This window comes from Paenibacillus sp. J31R109 (assembly GCF_059692055.1).
On record NZ_JCAUAR010000003.1, the window covers coordinates 182118 to 201499 of the forward strand.

A 19382-nucleotide genomic window follows, 5' to 3' on the forward strand; every position below is an offset into this window, starting at 1 on the left:
TAAAAAGATGTATTTTTGCAGTTCTCCTCTCGATTTCAAAAGGAATAACTGTATACATCTAAACACGAACAGTTCCCGGCTGTCGCTTTTACATGTATGGTGTATTGAATAGGATAATCTTCCTTACTTCCAATACCTTCTAGATACGCAATGCTCTTTGCTCAGCTTACATGTGCTCAAGTGAACAATTTCAATACATTTCATAGTTTCTGGGGAATGTATCATCTGATCGTCTCCCATGTAAATCCCTACATGGTGAATTGCTCCCGTTCCTTCTTCATGAGCGAAAAACAGCAAATCCCCCGGTTCCATCTGTTCCTTGTCAACGAGAGTTCCTTGCTTGGCTTGGTCCGAGGCATCCCTTGGAATTAGAATCCCAAAATATCTGTGCATGGCATAAGCAAAACCGGAGCAGTCATAACCATAAGAGGACACGCCTCCCCATAGATAAGGGAGATCGAGGAACCTCTTCCCCTGCGCTACGATCCCCTGTCCCACGTGTGCTTCTCCTGCTTTGGAAGCTAAGGGACCATCCATCAAGCGAATGTCATCCGCTTTTAAATATCCGATCCCTTCTGGAGTCTGCACTTTCACCCATTCTTCATTCTCCTCCAGCATAGGAAGCGAGGTCAGATAACTCAGCTCGAACAACTGTTTGGACGGACTTTTATACAACCATGCTTTATCAGAAATCACTTCTGCTCTCTTCAATTCAAGAGGGGATTCCGCCTCTACAACTAGCTGGCAGCTTGGTACCCAGCCGGGATATCCCAAAGTATCCTTGCGTGTTCCCTGCTGAGGGATTTGCACCTTGCTCCAACCTTCACGTTCTTCCACGACAAGCACAGAGGTACCATAAAGAATTTGTGTTTGAACCCGGTTCGCTAGACACAAATCCAGCTTATCAGTAAGCGTCATGCAGCCTAGCCATTCTCTTAATTCAGCTGGATATGTTAATGCAGGCTCATCAATAGGCCGAGGAGATTCTGGCTTCGTCCATACCGTTGCGACAGAGACAACGACCGTCATTCTTTTCAGCGTGCTCATGATCCCACTACACTTTGGCTGTGGACCACGTCAACAATACCAAGTCCCGCAGCTTTAGGGAAAGTCATGACCCTTCCGTCATACTGTACACCGCCTACTACAATATCTTGAAGCATCATTAGCGGAGCATCGAAATCATAACGGGTAATATTCTTCTTACTAGCAGCGAAATGAGCTGCTGCTGTCACGGCCACCCGGGACTCGATCATGCTGCCCACCATGCACGCAACACCGAATTCTTCCGCAATTTGATTAATAATTTGCGCTTTGAATATACCGCCAGATTTCATCAGTTTGATATTAATCAGATCGGCAGCGCGATTTTTCAGCACTTCAAAGGCTTGAATTGGAGAAAACACACTCTCATCCGCCATGATAGGAGTTTCTACATGATCTGTAACTATTTTCAACCCTTCGATATCAAACGCTTTCACTGGCTGCTCGACCAGCTCAATATCAAGTCCTAAATCCTCCATACGGCGTATCGTGCGAATGGCATCCTTCACTCCCCATCCTTGATTCGCATCTATACGAATTCTCACGCTGTTACCTACGCATCTGCGGATTTCCATTATTCGTTCAATGTCCTCTTGGAGGTTATCTTTGCCAACTTTAATTTTCAGTACATTGAAGCCTTCTTGTACGTAACGAATCGCGTCTTCTCCCATTTCTTTTGGCGAATTGACGCTGACGGTAAAGTCTGTTTCAATCTGATCCTTATATCCTCCAAGGAACTGGTACAACGGCAGACCACAGTTTTGCGCAACGAGATCGTATACAGCCATATCCACTGCCGCTTTAGCACTGCTACTTCCGATCATCGATTGATTAATCTCTTGCAGTATGCGTTCGTAAGCTAGTAGGCTCTTCCCGATTAATAGGGGGGTGAACGTATGTACGATCGCCGAATGTATGCTATCCAAGCTGTCACCTGTTATGACGATGGTCGCCGGAGCCTCCCCCCAACCGACTCTGCCGTCGTTCGTCTGAATTCGAACAATAATAGACTCCGTTTTATAGACAGTACGCAGTGCTGTTTTAAACGGTTTTTTGAGCGGAGTCGACTGCCGCATGACTTCAACACTTTGAATAATGTTCATATTCGTTGCCTCCATAAACGGTCAGCTAAAAGTGAGTATTTCACTGTGCGTGATACTGTTCGATTACCGTTCGAATTTTTCCTCCGGCAAGTTCAATGAGGTGAACTGTTTTCTCCAAGTCCAAACCCGTCTTTTGCATCACGATAGCGTTTCGAACGTCTCCTCCCGCACGAGTGATAAGTTCCTCAGACTCTATATAGGTAATGCCTGTCAAATTCATGATGATTCGTTTTGCGCGTTCTTTAAGTTTATAATTGGACGCTTTCAAATTCACCATTTGATTGCCATAGACTTTCCCAAGCTTAATCATCGTTGCTGTTGAGAGCATATTAAGAATCATTTTCTGTGCTGTTGCAGCTTTCAGTCTAGTAGATCCTGTAACCACTTCGGGTCCAACTACAACATTTATAGCTACATGTACGCCATGATCTATAAGGGAGCTTGGATTACATGAGACCGAAATCGTCTTTGCATGCTGTGCTCTCGCCTCTTCCAGGACTCCGATGACATAGGGAGTTCTTCCACTTGCAGCTATGCCTACCACAACGTCGCCAGCTTTGACCCCATATTTAATTACGTCCTCTTTGCCCAGTTCCGGGCGGTCTTCCTCTCCCTCAGCTGCCTGTACCAATGCATTATAGCCCCCTGCGATCACACCTTGAACCATCTCATATGCTGTCCCATAGGTAGGCGGGCACTCCGCAGAATCTAACACGCCCAATCGACCGCTTGTACCCGCACCAAAGTAGAAGAGCCGACCTCCCATTTCCAAGGAAGCATGTATGACGTCAATAGCTTGTGCTATGTTTCCCAATGCCTGCTCTACGGCTAAAGCTACTTTTTTGTCTTCGTCATTCATCAAATTCACAAGTTGTAAGCTATCCAACTCATCTAGCTCTAGAGCACTTGCGTGACTCATTTCGGTTGTAAGCTCATCAAGTTTATCAAGCATGCTTATCACCCCTTCAATTTTGAAAAAATCCGATTATGATGCATTCTGCGCCATTGTTTGATTTGTAGGCTAACGATTGGATTCACCCGGTTGGTTAAAGTAATTAGTGTAGCCTGACGAAGCGGATCTCGCCATATCGAGGTACCCGTAAATCCTGTATGGCCATAGGCTTCGGGTGAAACCAGATCGCCTCCGGTACATCCAGATATCACCGCACTCATGGTGCCTCCTGTCGGGGACACTTCCCAACCGAGCCCTCTCTGAATCGAAGAAAATGTACTTGTATGAGAACGGGATGCAAAATTACAAAGCACGGAATCGATACATCCGTTTTCCGCTCTCCCCGTCCACATTTTCATATAATTCTGCAGATCCGAAATGCTCGCGAATAATCCAGCATGGCCACTAACCCCATCCAAGCCGTAATGCGCATTTCCGTCATGAACGGTTCCGCAAATGACACCTTGCCGCCATGGAAATTCATCAAATCGACGATTTAAATGCTGATAAGCGTTATCCTCAGTAATCATCGCCTGTTCAAAAATATTCCCGTCTTCCGTTGGGGCTATGTTCTCTATGTTCGCAGCTAGAGTAGATAGCTGTTCCAGCGGTTTGTAAGAGGCTGTAGCCATTCCATTGGCTTGGAAAAGCATTCTTCTGGCAAGTTGATCGAGAGGCTCATTCCAGACGCTTTCAATAATGAAACCGAGCAATATAAATCCCAAATCACTATAAATAACCTGGTTTCCCGGTTTACCGACTAATGCTTCTTCTGCAATCAAGTGAAGATAAGACTCCCTGCCTTTACCTTGTAGGTAAAAAGGTCTCCATCCTGGCAATCCCGAAGTGTGTGTTAGAAGATGGTACACTGTAATCTGCTGTTTACCTTCGATATCCTGCCCTTTTGCGAGCTCAGGAAGATAGGTCAGGATCGGGTCGGTTAAAGATAAGCGACCCGTCTGTACACTGAGTAAAATAAGCGGCAGCGCTACAACTACCTTCGTAAGTGAAGCCAGATCGTAGAGGGTATCCTCTCTAACAGGACTATCTTTACGACCGGCTTCCAAAGTACCTCTAGTAATAACTATGGGAGGATGGTTCTCGACTTCCAAGCTGCAAATTCCCCCCGGGAATATGCCCTCTTTGATTCCCCACTCTAAACTTAGGGAAACTTCTTCAACGATAGCTTCAATTTGAAAGGGAACATCCTGTTTCCTCATCCCTTTGGCCTCCGATTACTTAGTATTGAAATCTGCCAATGTCTGTAAATCTTGGAGGGCATAATCGGGATTCACAGCATCTGCCGGAATCGTCGGTGAACCGCTTGGTCCGTACAGCCAAATCGTTTTCATCCCCGCAGAGCAACCTCCGGCGATATCCGTATAGAGATTGTCGCCAACCATCACACAAGCTTTAGAACTTTGTATCCCGCACTTTTCCATCGTGAGTTGGAACATGTATGGCGCCGGTTTACCGAAGTAATCGACCTTCTTACGCGTAATAGCCTCCACCGGCGCATATAAAGCTCCCGTTTCCAACACTTTCTGCCCCCTGTTCCCTGGATGGGTCAGATCGGGATTAGTCGCTAGCAACGGCGTACCACGATCTGCTTCTTCTACAAGAAATTGAAGTTTGTTGTAATCGAACTCGGTGTCCCTACCAACGACAACCATCTGTGCCTGAATTGTACTGTCTAACGGAAGCACATCATGCCCATATTGCTCTAAAGCTGCATGCAGCGACTGACTGCCAATCACTTTCAGTGTCTGTTTTCCATATTTCTTTAACAGATGAAGGCCTACAAGCTCCGTTGCAGTCATTACATGTTCCGGTTGGACCTCCAGCCCCATTCTAGATAAGCGAGCCGCTACTTGTACGCCCGAATCAGTTGAGTTATTCGTAACAAACCTTATTTGTTTCTTCTTCTCTTCTAGAAAATGAAGCAGTTCTTTGGATCCTCCTGCTAATCTATCGCTAAAATAGATGCACCCATCCAGATCGAAAAAAACGGCTTCTGCTTGAAGCAGCGTTTCCCATGCGCCAGAAACGGCCTGATGATCAAGCTCTTGTTCTTGCATGACTACTCGCTTCCTCTCGCTCTAGTTGGAGTATTTGCCCGTCGGCATTGGGTAATGTCGTACCGAACCAGCTCGCAATTGTAGGCGCCGCATCGATAATGTTAATTTCTGACAGCGAAAGTCCTTGCCCCAGCTCCGGTCCGGCAGCTACGAACATTGCTTTCATCGCATCCCGATCGGCAAAATAGCCGTGCATCCCGGTAAATTTCGCCCGTTCCACCGTGACATCATGACCTTTATGCCCAAAGTTAACAAAACAATCGAGTTCCATTTCAAACACAAAATCAGGTTTAAATCGGGCATGCTCATCACCGACAGGCAGCCCCCATAAGGCAAAGTCGTCATCGGACTCGAGCAATCTCACGACTCCTTTGGACTCCGCTATGAGTGAACGCACTTTTGAGCGAAGTACTTCACGCTTTGTCGGATCCTGTTCCAACAAATAGGCGTATCCGCTTCCACCATTAGAGACCGCCATAACCTTGCTCTTTTCTGGGTGCTCTTCATCGAATAAACCATGCTGCTTAAACAATACGTTAGGATAAAATGTCCAAAGTGCATCAGAGAAACCATGATCAGACATAACGACCACGTAAGTATCTTCTGATCGACCTGCTTCCTCCAATTCCTTGAGGAGCTCACCGATTCGCTCATCCGTGTAAGTCAAAGACCAATCAAGTTCAGGAGAATTCGTTCCGTAGTCATGCTGGTAGCTGTCTGGAAGCAGATAATGAACAAGCATCAGATTCGGAGAATGCTTACGGATAATATGCTTAGCCACCTCCGTCGTCAGCCAATCCTGCATCTGTCCACGTGCATGATCTTTGCTCCAAGGTCCATAACATGACATGGGAAGTCCAAGCTCCACCAATTCCTTCCACAATTCCGGCGTGCTGCCGGACTCCATTAACTCTTGTTCATAGCATTCAGGGATAACGAAATCAAGATTTTTAGCGCCATACGTCTTTGGCCAACAAATCGCTGCAGTCGTACCGCCAATCCTTTTAACAGCATCATAAATCGTTTCACTATGAACCGATTCTTCTTTCGGATACATACGTTCTCCAAAATGTTCTCCGACCGCGTTGGTTTCTCTGTCAATGACCCAATTTCCCAACACCCCATGTTTACGGGGATCCGTTCCGCATGCAACGCTGGTATGAATCGCCCAGGTAGCCGTAGGCGTAATGCTTCTCATTTTAGCTTTTACGCCTCTCTCCGCAAGCTTTTTCAAGTTGGGCATGGGTACGTTTTCCCGATTCCAGCTATTGTAAGATAATCCATCAATGCTTATCACTAATACTGTAGGCAATTGTGCTTTTTCTTGTCCGGACATTGTAGGTGCCTCCCAAAAAAATTATTATTTTACGTAAATTCACGAGGATGGCGACGTTTGAGTTCAGAAACTGCATGCCCCCTGCCGGTTAGTTCCAACCTCTCTGTATAATCCTTTAAATACCCTTTCGCGTGGAAGGGGCCGCCTTCTTTCATGACCGTCCACAATGGATCTGTATCGAACGGCATTGACTTCATCATGTCATCGTGCCATTGAGTTAAGTAATACACAGCATCCTTGCAAATATGCCTATACTGTGAAGCGACATTGTTCAGCTCCAAGGGATCCTCACCCAAGTGAAATAGCATCTCATCGTCAAATAAGTGATAGCCGTCATGATAAGTGCGAATATACAGCCAATCTCCGAACCGGACGCTTCTTTGACAGACGTGCGCACATTGGGACACAACCAGATACTCCCGTCCACTGGACGACGATGATTCATCCTTCATAACGGCAGCATAGCTTTGTCCGTCCCAGCTTGGCGCAGGAGTTTTTTGAAATAGATCGGCCAATGTCGGCAATAAGTCCAAGTGATAATGCAAGCCTTCGTCAACAAGACCTTCCGGGGTACCAGGCCAGCGAATGATCATTGGGATACGGCAAGTACCCTGATCGGCTGTTCCGTGTTCTCCGTATATGCCTAGTTGGCCCATATTTTCTCCATGGTCAGAGGTAATGATGATGACTAGGTCCTCCAGAACGCCTTTGGAAGCCAGAGATTGAAACAACAGGCCGATATGATCGTCCATATGGCGAATTCCGCAATCATAGCCATCGATCATCATTCGCATACTGTCCATATCGGTAATTTCGCCTGGGTAACGCGGGTATTGCGGGTACGTATGATTATCAAACATATTAATTTCATGAACGCTGTGGGGTCCAACTTTCTCCTTGTTGCGCTGAAGATTATCTTCTGTACACCAATCCGGCAATGGTTCATCCTTAAATGGATTTCCAAAGCTTTCCGGTGCTCGATATGGCGTATGCGGGTCCCAATAATTCACATACAGGAACCAATTGTCTTCTTCACCATTCTGTTCAATCCACTTTAAGACGGATGGAGTCACCTCTTCTGCGGACTCCATCCCTCTTCTTCCGGTGTTGTGCATTTCGTTGAACCCTGCATAGAACGACCAGGAAGCATGCCTTTCGGCAAAGGGACTAATTAGAATCGTTTTCAATCCGACAGTACGCAAAAATGCAGGTAAGCTGTCTTTGGACAGCTGATCGCGAAATCCACGCTCTGCCCCTTCATAACGGACATCTGCCGCAGTTCCCCCGTGACCAACGACACCGTTATGAATACCGAATCGTCCCGTCATTAGCGCCGTTCTGGAAGGGAAACAGGGAGCGTCTGATGTATAGTAATTCGTGAATCGGGTTCCTTGATTAGCTATTGCGTCTATATTTGGAGAGGTGTTACGGTGATAGCCGTAACAGCCCAAATGTTCAGGATTTAACGAATCAAGATCTAGCAGCAATATTCGCATAATAACTACAACCTCCTATGGATTAGCCTTTTACTGAACCTAGAAGCATTCCCTTGTTGAAGTATTTTTGCATAAAGGGGTAAACAATCAACAGCGGAAGTGCCGTCAAGATGACTGCAGCCATTTTAACAGCCGGTCCGAATTCAAAACTTCCTGCTTGGTTCTCCATGCTCGATTCCGATACGATCAGCATCTGTCTCAGAAACACTTGCAACGGCCATTTCGTAGAATCATTGATATACAAGATGGCTAAGAAATAAGTGTTCCAATTGTGCACCGCATAAAACAATGTGAACGTAGCTATGGCAGGCATGGACAGCGGTATGACAATCTTCCAGAATAGTCGCAGTTCACTGCAACCATCCATCTTAGCCGCTTCCTCAAGCTCAGGCGGAATGTTCTGAAAGAAACTGCGCATCACAATTAAGTTGAAAGGCGCGATGGCGCCTACCAGAAATAAAGACCAATAACTGTCGAGCAAGTGAAGTTCTCGTACGACCAGATACGTGGGGATCATTCCCCCGCTAAATAGCATCGTGAACAATACAATAAAATTCAGTGTTCTGCGTCCCTTCAACCACGTTTTGGATAGCCCATAAGCCATCAAGCTGGTAAACACAATATTAATTAGGGTACCAACCACCGTGATGACAACGGAATTAGAAAATGCCGTTTTAAAATTCTCGTTGCTGAGCAAATAACCGTAGGCATCAATCACCCATTCGTGAGGAATAAGAAAAAAACCTCTGGTTACAATTTCGTGTTTGCTTGAGAAAGAACTGATCAACACATACAGAAGAGGCAGCAGTATTAGGATTAATGTAACACCTAGCAAGCCGTATACGAGAGTGGTGAACACCGCATTTTTGCCCCGTGCATCAAATTTACGCATCATTAGTACACCCCCTCCTCTCCAATCTTTTTAGACGCGAAGTTAGCAATAATGATGAGAACAAGTCCAACAACGGATTTGAACAGCCCAACAGCCGTTGTATAACTGAATTCTCCCTGCATAACCCCGTTCCGGTACACGTAAGTGTCGAACACATCAGAAACTTCGCGATTTAAGCTGTTCTGCATGAGATAGATATGCTCAAAGCCAATCTCCATCACACTTCCAAGTCTTAAGATAAATAAGATAATAATCGTCGTGCGCAACGCTGGCAGCGTAATATGCCAAATCTGACGCCAACGTCCCGCTCCATCTACAACTGCTGCTTCATACAAGCTCGGATCTACCGAAGCAAGCGCCGCAAGGAAAATGATCGCGCTCCAGCCAGCTTCTTTCCAAATATTTTGAAACAAATAGATATAACGGAAATAATTCATGTCAGTCAATAGTTCGAGTCTAGGTAAATTCCAGTTCGCGAGCACTTGATTAATGCCGCCGCTTTGTGTGGCAAACAGCAACACTGTGATGCCGACAATGACAACCCAGGATAAGAAATGAGGCATATAGACAAGGGTCTGCATCGTTTTACGAAACCAGGAAACTCTGACTTCATTTAATAAAACAGCAAGAAGAATTGGTATAGGGAAAAACAGAAACAAATTGAATGCACTGAGAATCATCGTATTTTTTAACAGCAGTAAAAAGTCCTGTTCGGCAAATAAATTCTTGAAATGCATCAGCCCAACCCAAGGGCTGTCCTGATAACCTAGAAACGGGTCGTATTGCTGAAAGGCGATGACAATGCCTGCCATTGGCAAATATTTGAACAGCAGAAAAAACAAGAGTCCAGGTAAAATCATCACATACAGCGGAATTCCTCTAGTCCATTGTCTCCATATAAGTCGTTTAGACATGATCATTCTTCACCTCCTAATAGAGAACCCTCCAATAAGGAGGGCTCGTAATTTTTATTTAGATTTCACGTATTCCGCATTCATTTCTTCGACGATTTTATCTCCACCGCCTGTTTTCCAAGCTTGTACAGCTTTATCGATAGCATCTACAGGTTCCTTACCAGAGATCACTTTTACCAAGGTATCCACATATTTGGCGTTGAGCGGAGTTGATAGCTTGGCACTTGTTTCCGGGTTAAAGGCGGCACCTGGGTTATAAATAGGGTACTTGGCATTGTTCGTGTATAAATCCTTGATTTTAGCAACCAAATCTTGATTGTCCCACTTCCGAATAAGGATCATCGGGTCATATCTACGTAGGAACCACGACGGAAACAAGTATGGACGATCTTTGTCAAATGCATCAAGCTTCTCGAATTTCCCGTCCGCTGTCTTCTTGTAGTGAACACCCTCAATACCATGGCGAGTCAAATTGTCGCCTTCATCGGATAGCAGATAGTCCATAAATGCCATAATGCGGTCTTGCTTCTTTTTATCAATTTTGGCATTGATGACAAATTTGGTGGTGCCCGGCGTGAAGGTTTTCGTTCCACGTTGACCCGTTGGCCCCTTAGGAGGATCGATTTGAAGCACTTCGGCTTTCGGTTGTACTTTCATTAGAGCGGGTTCAACTTTATCATAATATTGGTTCGGGTTGATCCAGCTGATGCCAAGCTTACCTGCCGTAAACTTCTCAAGTGGATCGCCAATTTTGTTAATCGCAAAATCTTTGTCAAGAACGCCCTCTGCATACGCTTTGCGGTAGTAAGAGGCGAACGCTTTCGTTTCTTCAACTTGCTCTTGCACAGGAACAATCTTACCGTTTAGCTCTTTCCATGCATTACCCAAGCCAAACGCATATCGAATATGGTCATTATCCGTAAAAGCTCCTGTTGCAGCTGTGACAGCGAAAGACATTCCGATCGTATCATTCTGTCCGTTTCCGTCTGGATCTTTTGTTGCGAATGCTTTGGCAACTTCGTACAGCTCGTCTGTCGTTGTTGGTACTTTCAATCCAAGCTTATCAAGCCAGTCTTTACGAATGACGAGAGAATCCCGAATGTCCGTAGAATAATAAGGTAGTCCATAATACTTGCCTTTCGGGCTCATAAATTGAAACTGGTTCTCAGGAATATATTTCTTTAAGTTCGGATATTTATCGATTTCAGGCTTTAGATCCATAAACAAGCCCTTGTCGATCCATTTCGCAAATTCAGCTGTATATACCATAAAGACGTCCGGGAATTCGTTCGAAGCTGCCATGACATTTAGTTTCTCTTTGTAATTGTCACCGGGCACCCACTGAATCTTCAGATCAATGTTTAGCTTTTTGTTGATTTCGTCAACAATCGGATTCTTTTCCGGCCACCCTCCGCCTTCCCAACTGTTGGTCATCATCGTAATCGTCAGTTTTTCTGCTTTGTCATCTTTCGCTGTCGCTGCAGGAGTAGGTGTACTTGTACCTGCAACCGATTGCGTCTTGGGTTCATTACTGCTGCAACCTACTAAACTAGAAGCCAAAATCACAAGTGATGACGTTCCTAGTAGCCATTTTCTCATTGTCTATTTCCCTCCCAATATGGTTATTACGTTATGATTTAGGTTCATTATATCGGAATCAAACAGGCTGTTCGTTACACAAAACCTTGTTTTCTTCTCCTATTCTATTGACTCAAATTCATGGGAGGAAGAAATACGATAAGGTATTCTCACAGATATAACAGATCCCCTACCTGGATACGATGCCAGCCTAATGCCGTACTCCTCTCCATATTTCATGACAAGCCTAGCATGAACATTCGTTAATCCTAACGAATCCTGCTTTACAATTCCTTCATCGATGTGAGAGGTCATGTATATTAACCGCTTATTTAGTTCCAATATCTCAAGCTTCTCGAATCCAGGCCCGTTGTCTGTAATTTCAACAATGAGATCGTTTTTTTCCGTATAGGCGCTAACCAGAATACTCCCTCTTCCGCCTAATGGCTCTATTGCGTATTTAACTGCATTTTCTACAATGGGCTGTAGCGTAAGTTTGACAATTTCAGATGATAGGTACTTTTCTGAAACTATAATTTCACTTTGAAAATACTTTGGAAATCGAATATGAATAATCTCAAGATATTTTTTCAAATGATGAAGTTCTTCCTTAAGAGATACCGTCATTTCCGTCCATTTCGCCGTATAGCGGTATAAGTCGGCCAAATTGCGGGACATCGTTTCGATCATGGGAACATTTTCTAAATAAGCTAGACTACGAATAATTTCTAATGAATTATATAGCAAATGGGGGTTTATTTGATTTTGCAGTGCATGAATGACAGCCACTTTCTGTCGAAGTTGACTCTGTACCTCCTGAACCTTTAAATCCGCAACAGTCACCATCAAGTCGTTCAACTGTTGAATCATGACATTAAAACTAAGGTTCAATTGCTGAAACTCGTCATTTCCAGGTATCATATCCGCTCTAACGTCTAAATTGCCTTTAGCCACTTGACCCATTAATCGTTTTAGCTTACGTATCGGCTGAACGAATCGAAAAGATAATAAAGGGACCACCAGTATAATTCCTATAAAAATAATAAAGATGACAATGTACGTAGAATTTCGGGCTGCAACAAGTCCGCTGTTCATTTCGTCAAAGGGAACAAGCGTAACGACTGACCATCCTGTACTTTGAGATTCAATTACTGCATGTAGCATTTTCTTGCCCTGCCACAACTGCACCGAAGTTTCCTCTGATTTCTTCAGATTAAGCGGTGCTAGATCTGTCTCAGAGCGAGGCAGTCCAAGCCACTTACTTTCAGGGTGGTAAATGACAACATCGTCTTTGGATAAGATGAAGAATATTCCTGTTTTGCCTAGGTTGGAACGACTAAATGTTGCATCTAATTCGGTTAGCTTCAGATCAATAATGAGCATCCCGCTTAACTCCAGTGTCCTTGTGCTGTATATCGGGACTAGCAACGTCAGAATAGGTTCCCCGTCTGATTGATTATTCGATAATTTATGCGTTTGCATAACCTTCATCTCAGGAACTAATGGAAGCTCGGACCACCGTTGTTGCTGCTCTATTTTCTGTGAGCCATAATAGTCTGTAATCGAAGCAAGTCGTCCATCTTTGGACAGCAGACCCATACCTGCAATTTCCGAGTAATTGAGGGCAATATATCTTTTCAAATCTTTTCCAAGATCATCAATATCGACAGGCGCTTCATCGGAGAGCCATTGCTGGACAATCTGGCTTTGCAGAAGCGAGGAGGACGATAGACGAATCTGCTTGAAATAATATTCCATATGATGATTCAACCGGGTAACCGCTTCTTTAGAAATATTGAAAAAATCTTTTTCAACAGCCTTACTGTAGTAGACATTTGAGAAGTAACCGAGCAACAGAATGGAAATCAGACTAACACTCAAAAAAGCGAGGGTCATTTTCACATTAATGGATGAGCTTTTTACCCTCATATCACAAGCCCATGCTCTTTCTATATTCATTTGGCGACATGCCAACCATTTGTTTAAACACGCGGTTAAAATAAGGTAATGTCACAAAACCGATCTGATCCGCGACTCTATAAATTTTCATCTCAGGATCCAGCAGCAGTTGTTTGGCTTTATCAATTCGAACTCGATTTAAGTAAAGAATGAAAGTGGAACCCGTTTGCTTTTTGAACAAGGTACTGAAATACGATTCGCTCATAAACGACATTTCTGCTATCTTTGCAGGTTCTAAATCCTCGGCATAGTGACTTTGAATATACTCACATGCTTTTTTGATTACGATTTTGATGTCGGATTTCGAGTGATCCTTATAGTGTTTCACCCAAGTTTCCGTTAAAGTCTGAACATGATGCTTCAACTCCGACTCTTCCGTGCCAATGATCGAAATACGTTCAAATTCGGGGTACACACCTGCAATAAGTTCGCTCATTTTGTTAATTAAGATACGAAAATAGCTGGAACGGATGCTTGGATGAGTGACTTTCAGCTTCAAAATATAGTTCGTAAGCGTCTGCTGTTCCAGCATGAGCTCTTGCTTATCCAACTCAGAAAGTTGTTCAATAAATGATTGTATCCGTAAGCAAGCATTGCGCATCTCCGTAAATCCTTGGAGTTTTTGAATGGATCTTTTCAATGCTCCGGATAATTCTTCCTCATTAATTGGTTTGAGCAAGTATTCAGACACTCCCGAACGCATCGCTTGCTTCGCGTATGTAAAGTTGTCATAGCCGCTCACTATGATAGGAACGATCGGAATGTTGTATTGCGAGATCTGTTGGATAAGCCATAATCCGTCCTTCTTGGGCATCATGATATCCGTAATCAAGATATTCGGCCAGCTCTCCTGTATGTAATTCCAAGCTTCCTCACCATTACCCGCCTCTGCCACAACAGTAAAATCCGGATCTAAGCGCTCGATCATTTCCGTAATGGCGCTGCGAATCCAAATTTCATCTTCTGCTACAAGTACTGTAAACATTCCTATAATTCTCCTATCTTCCTAGTTAGTTTAACTGCTTGCCCATGATCAACTCATTCTATCCCACTTACTCTTAAGGGAAGGAAATTTCGCAAACTTACTTTTCACTATACCACACCAATTCTATTACATTTGTTAGAAATATTTCCAAGATGAATAGAAAATAAAATAAACCGGACCCCTTATTTACCAAGGAGCTTCGGTTTATCAATACTAAACAATTCATTTAGCCTCGTAAAAATATCCTTGATCTCGATCCCCGACTTCGAGTCCAACGCACCTCCGCTGACAAGAACATACGTTCCGGTTTCTGGTAAGCAAGAAGCCAGCAAAGGTTGCTGGCTTCTCATACAGATTGAATTCACTACTGATCCAAAACGACAATATCATCGAACTGAACGGAAGATTTATATGACGTCAAGCCCATCTTACCGGAGGTAAAGGATCCGTCAGCAGCTGTTAGTTCTTTTACCCCGTTCACATATAACTCCAATGTACTACCATTCAACTGAGCCTTAAACGTGTAAGTGGTGCCTGGGGTCAGCGAATATGCCTTGGACGCAAGGGCTGTAGCAACCCCATTTACTCGCTTGCTAATATCCAGAACGCCATTGGAATAGCTAAAATTATATCGGTTATTAACATCCGTGTATCTGGCGACGAGTCCTACTACAGCAGTGGAAATTGGAAAAGAAATCGGTTTGATTTTGGCTTCGACCGAATAGTCAGTCCATGACGTACTGCCAGCTGTAGCAAATATCCCGCTGCTCAACGTTGTGTTCGTTTGGCTATACATCTTGGACCCATCCGTGACAACCGACCAAGTTCCTCCTGTTGTACTCCATCCGTCTGCATTTCCATCCTCAAAATTGTCTGAGAACAGAGCACTTTGGATCGACAATTTCGCCTTGAACGTCTTCCCCTTTGCTCCTGAAACGTTGACGTTCAGCTTGATCGTAGGGCTAAGTTGCGTAACAGTCACCTGAGGATCCGATGACAGCAACACAGCCGCGGCTTGGTTCAACTCAAGCTGGATATTGCCCGTGTTGGCCTGCGTGGGATCGGATACGGCCAATTCCAACTCTTGCCCATTCTGTTTGATCATAACAGATGCTTTCTTATTACTAGTTATGCCACCGCTTGTAACCGTTGTATCCGTCCAGAAATTGGCGGCAATCAGATTCAGGGTATTGTCTTTGACAGCTTGCACACTTCCGCTATTAGCCAACACGGAGATATCTGGATTCCCTGCGTAGTTGGCAACCTGGGCTGAAGTGGCATTAGGTAATAGCACATAGGCATATTGGCTTCCAACCGGATTAGTGCCATGACTACTCCACAGCGTTAGGTAAGAATCTGTAAACGAGGTGCTAATGTTATAAGGAACCGATTGATTAATTGCCGCCCATGTCCCTGTGCGGGCTGTGCGCAGCCCCTGTATCGTAGTCGGAGTAGGAAAATAGTAACCGATCGACGCTCCCGATGTATTGCCCGTCAAATGCATCCAATTTACATTGGACATCGTCTCCGACCAATTGAGCGCGGTGGATTTAGCCGTTCCGTTTACAGTGAAGGCGTTATTGCCGGCGGCATTTAGTTTACGGTTTTCAATCACGGTCTCAATATTTACATTATCCGTACTCGTAATGTCTGCACCCAATGCGACGATCTCATTATCTAGCATAAACCATGATTTTTTGCTAGTCAGCGTCTTTCCTGGCGTCTTCTGTTCCATACCTACAGCGCCGTACACATTGTTCAGGCTGCTGCCCCCCGCCCAATTGGCCGTCCCCTTCGCGCTGCTATTCGATGTACCCGTTAGCACTGTGGTTCCTGGCAAACGATAGGGATTCACAGTAGCCCAATAATTTCCGCTAAAAGTATCAAGCTCCCCATCCACGTACAAATGGGTCATGCCATCGGATTGGTGCCATCCCTTCGTGTTCTCTCCGTTGATACTTTCATAATTTTTTGTACGAGTGGAGAACATGCTAATACCAAAAGCATAGTCTGGACGTTGATAAACGGCTTTATCCATGATGGGAAACAACTTAAACACCGACTGTCCACCACTAGGGGTAATACTGGTGTCATTCATCAGCACCTGAGCTTTTAACAGATGGAAAATTGAAACGCTATTGAAGTAGTTCCGGTAGGTGTCACTTTGAATCCAATCCTTTACTTGCCGTTTCAAGTTAATTGCTTCACTTGGTGAGGCCATATCCGTTGCAAGCAGTATACTTGCTATTGCTCCATGGCCGGAAGCATGGTCACTGTCTGTGTAGCGTGCCACATCCCGTCCTCTGGAGAAATCGAAGATCGCTCCTTTGTAAATTAAAGGCTGGAAGGCTTCGGATGCCCATTTGACCAGATTGGCTTTATTGGCATCCGTTACTTCCCAGGGAGAATTATCCAGCCAATATACTAAAGACAGAACAGTCGCGTAATACCACGCCCCATATCCCCCTGCATAAGAGAAGTAGCTATGCCCAACGTACGAACCGTCCTCAAAGAAGCCATCGACATTCATACTGGTCTGATAAGTAAGCAAGGCACTGATGCCGTTCTTAGCTGCCGTAATTTTCGCATCACTGCCAACAATCATCCCCCGTACCATCAACACCTGTGCCTGCCAAGCTCGGTTGGTACCGTCGGCCCACGTGATACTAGGTGTAAAGTGTTCGACTGCATCCATGTAATTGGTTCTCTGCGTGCTGGTCAAGTCATCATAGAGGAGCAGGGTAATATCATTTAAATTCATAGGTGCTCCCAACTCCCAAGTAAACCAATTGTCAAAATCCACTGTGTTTTTGTTGTACCAATTCGCATTCAACCAATCAAGCGCAAGAATGATATCGTTTTGAAGCGTTGTGTTGTTTTCCAAATCTGCCCCTCTTGTTTTTAAAGCCAGTGTCATAGCTTTTAGTCGACTGTAGGTAATTTGGATAAATTCCGACGAAGAAGCGCTCGGAGCAAGATCGCTCCATAGAAACGTCCTATTCGCAGACTTGTTCATTGAATTCCACAACGTCTCCGCATTATCATTAATTAACCCGACCTTACTCATAATATAGGGATCGGTTGTGGCGTACGAGCTGCCTCCGGTCAAAAAATTATAATACTTGGTCCTCATCGTTGTATAATCGGCTGGCACCGCAGCATGTATGGGCTTATAAGCGGACATACACATCCCAATTAGGAGCATTGCCAAGAACAAAAACACTCTACTGCTACTATTCATCATGTAGGCAGTTCCTCCTTTAAAATGAGCTTACCGTTCTTTGTTTTCTTCATTTCACACCTCTCTCCATGAATATAATATGTAAGCGCTTCCCAACTAGCGCTATTCTAAGTATAAGAGCCCCCTTTTAATTAACATAGACACGTACGATTACTTCTTATAATCCTAGGATGACTTTTTAGATATGCTAATGACCCTCATCCTCTCAATTCACTAGGCAGAACTCCCCAGATCTTAGCAAATGTCCGTGAGAAATAGCTGACATTGATGTAACCGACCTGACTCGCCACATCTTGAACTTTATCCCCCTGCAGCAGCAATTCCTTGGCTTTTTCCATTTTCTTCGTAATGACATATTGGCTAAAAGGTTGCCCTGTTTGCATTTTAAACAGCCTGCTGAGATACGAGGAGTTGACGAACAGCTTTTCGGCAATCGTATGTAAGCTCAAATTTTCATGTAAATTCGCCTCAATTATCGCTACCACAGCTGAAGTGAGCTTATTGACTCCTTTCGTGCGTTGATTGTCAAGGTAAGCCAATACGGCATACAAGGAACGAACCAGCCATTCTTTAATTTGACGACGAGATTTCAATTCTTGATTGTTCAAAAAATAATGAAGATCAGCACCCAACACTTCCTTGGAGAGAAGACCCTTTCCATGCATCCACTGCACCAACATACTGCTTAGAAGCAGGACTTGGAGTTGGATTTCCTCGATCGACTGCTCTGGTTGGATCATTTCCTCTAGCAGTTCCTCTACAGCTTCGAGCACAAGCTCTTTGCTGCACATATCCAGCGCTACTGTCAGCTTCTTAATTGCAGCTGCCGGAAGCTCTCTAACATCCGCAGATTCTTTTTCGTCTCTAGAGTGAATCGCTACATAGTGACCATAGATCACTCTTTCTTGTAAGGCTGCGTTAGCCTGTGAATACGACCGTGTAACATCCGTTAATCGGCGCGCCGTTTGACCAATCCCAGCGCTTGCCGTAACCTTTAGACATTCCTTCACAATCGACAGTAGTCTGGTTAAGGAGTAGTTCACTCGATGGCAGAATACTTCCTCATTTTCCAATTCCGTCTGACTAAAAATAACCGTTGTGTTCCCCGTTGAATCTTGGAATACATAACAGGCATCGTTCTCCAGTACCTCTTTCGTTATACTTTGTATGGAGAACTGAAGCAGCGACTCATCACTTCTGCTAAAGCGGGAATCTTCATCACTTAACGGATCAATGGCCAGAGTACCAACCTGATAGAGTCTGTCTTCAGGCAACTGGAGCTGTAGTTCTCCGCCCTTGTGAAGAATCTCCCACTCCGCATATTGTCCTGTTACCCAGTTGTTCCAAAAGACGCTCTGAAGTGCCGAGAGGTGGTAGCTCCACTTTTCCCTCAACGAAATACTGTTAAAACGCTCCTGTTGCTCACTTTGTATTTTTTGCTTGGCTTGCAGCACGGCCTCCAGAATTTCCTCGTTGCGTGCCGGCTTTAGGAGATATTTCATGACGCCAAGCTGAACTGCTTTTTGTGCATATTCGAACTGCTCGTAACCGCTCAAGATAATCATACACACCTGAGGATGGTTCTTATTTATTTCCGCTGCAAGCGTCAATCCGTCCATTTCCGGCATCTGAATGTCGATCAGCATAATATCAACCTTCTTGATTTTCACGATCTGAAGGGCTTCAATTCCATTTTGCGCCATGCCAACAATTGTGATGCCATGCTGATCCCATGGGATAAATTCTGCAATTCGCGTACGTATGCCTACTTCATCTTCAACCAAGAGTAGATTCATGTTCCATG

The 19382-nt window shown here is 44.5% G+C and carries 15 protein-coding genes; all 15 read right to left on the reverse strand.

Annotation, left to right across the window (positions count from 1 at the left end):
• Positions 1 to 123: 123 nt before the first annotated feature.
• On the reverse strand, positions 124 to 1047 hold the full coding sequence (locus AC58QT_RS10920; protein ID WP_497408994.1) for a C40 family peptidase: 924 nt from the start codon (positions 1045 to 1047) through the stop codon (positions 124 to 126).
• Entirely contained in the window at positions 1044 to 2147 is a 1104-nt protein-coding gene (locus AC58QT_RS10925) for a dipeptide epimerase (RefSeq protein WP_497408995.1), read from the reverse strand. The genes AC58QT_RS10920 and AC58QT_RS10925 overlap by 4 nt, the downstream gene beginning before the upstream one ends.
• A gap of 40 nt (positions 2148 to 2187) precedes the next feature.
• A complete protein-coding gene (gene murQ / locus AC58QT_RS10930; protein WP_497408996.1) occupies positions 2188 to 3099 on the reverse strand; it encodes an N-acetylmuramic acid 6-phosphate etherase in 912 nt (303 codons plus the stop codon).
• 5 nt (positions 3100 to 3104) lie between these two features.
• Positions 3105 to 4319 (reverse strand): serine hydrolase domain-containing protein, encoded by a 1215-nt coding sequence (locus AC58QT_RS10935; RefSeq protein WP_497408997.1) that lies wholly within the window; start codon positions 4317 to 4319, stop codon positions 3105 to 3107.
• A 15-nt stretch (positions 4320 to 4334) separates the two neighbouring features.
• Positions 4335 to 5177, reverse strand: coding sequence for an HAD-IIA family hydrolase (locus tag AC58QT_RS10940; RefSeq protein ID WP_497408998.1), 843 nt, complete (start codon positions 5175 to 5177; stop codon positions 4335 to 4337).
• Positions 5158 to 6513 carry an alkaline phosphatase family protein gene (locus tag AC58QT_RS10945; protein ID WP_497408999.1) on the reverse strand — a complete coding sequence of 452 codons (1356 nt, stop codon included), beginning with the start codon at positions 6511 to 6513 and terminating at the stop codon, positions 5158 to 5160. The genes AC58QT_RS10940 and AC58QT_RS10945 overlap by 20 nt, the downstream gene beginning before the upstream one ends.
• Before the next feature lie 29 nt (positions 6514 to 6542).
• Positions 6543 to 8009 carry a sulfatase family protein gene (locus AC58QT_RS10950; RefSeq protein WP_497409000.1) on the reverse strand — a complete coding sequence of 489 codons (1467 nt, stop codon included), beginning with the start codon at positions 8007 to 8009 and terminating at the stop codon, positions 6543 to 6545.
• A gap of 22 nt (positions 8010 to 8031) precedes the next feature.
• Positions 8032 to 8901: a carbohydrate ABC transporter permease gene (locus tag AC58QT_RS10955; protein ID WP_497409315.1), complete on the reverse strand. Its 870-nt coding sequence runs from the start codon at positions 8899 to 8901 to the stop codon at positions 8032 to 8034.
• A 2-nt stretch (positions 8902 to 8903) separates the two neighbouring features.
• Positions 8904 to 9815, reverse strand: coding sequence for an ABC transporter permease (locus AC58QT_RS10960; RefSeq protein WP_497409001.1), 912 nt, complete (start codon positions 9813 to 9815; stop codon positions 8904 to 8906).
• Positions 9816 to 9869: 54 nt separating this feature from the next.
• Positions 9870 to 11414 (reverse strand): extracellular solute-binding protein, encoded by a 1545-nt coding sequence (locus AC58QT_RS10965; protein ID WP_497409002.1) that lies wholly within the window; start codon positions 11412 to 11414, stop codon positions 9870 to 9872.
• Positions 11415 to 11513: 99 nt separating this feature from the next.
• Positions 11514 to 13322: a cache domain-containing sensor histidine kinase gene (locus tag AC58QT_RS10970; RefSeq protein ID WP_497409003.1), complete on the reverse strand. Its 1809-nt coding sequence runs from the start codon at positions 13320 to 13322 to the stop codon at positions 11514 to 11516.
• Position 13323: 1 nt separating this feature from the next.
• Positions 13324 to 14337, reverse strand: coding sequence for a response regulator transcription factor (locus AC58QT_RS10975; RefSeq protein WP_497409004.1), 1014 nt, complete (start codon positions 14335 to 14337; stop codon positions 13324 to 13326).
• A gap of 182 nt (positions 14338 to 14519) precedes the next feature.
• Complete coding sequence (locus tag AC58QT_RS10980; protein ID WP_497409005.1) at positions 14520 to 14687, reverse strand: hypothetical protein; 168 nt, start codon at positions 14685 to 14687, stop codon at positions 14520 to 14522.
• Positions 14688 to 14701: 14 nt separating this feature from the next.
• Positions 14702 to 17581 (reverse strand): polysaccharide lyase 8 family protein, encoded by a 2880-nt coding sequence (locus AC58QT_RS10985; protein ID WP_497409006.1) that lies wholly within the window; start codon positions 17579 to 17581, stop codon positions 14702 to 14704.
• Between the two features lie 194 nt (positions 17582 to 17775).
• Positions 17776 to 19374 carry a response regulator gene (locus tag AC58QT_RS10990; RefSeq protein WP_497409007.1) on the reverse strand — a complete coding sequence of 533 codons (1599 nt, stop codon included), beginning with the start codon at positions 19372 to 19374 and terminating at the stop codon, positions 17776 to 17778.
• Between the last annotated feature and the right edge of the window lie 8 nt (positions 19375 to 19382).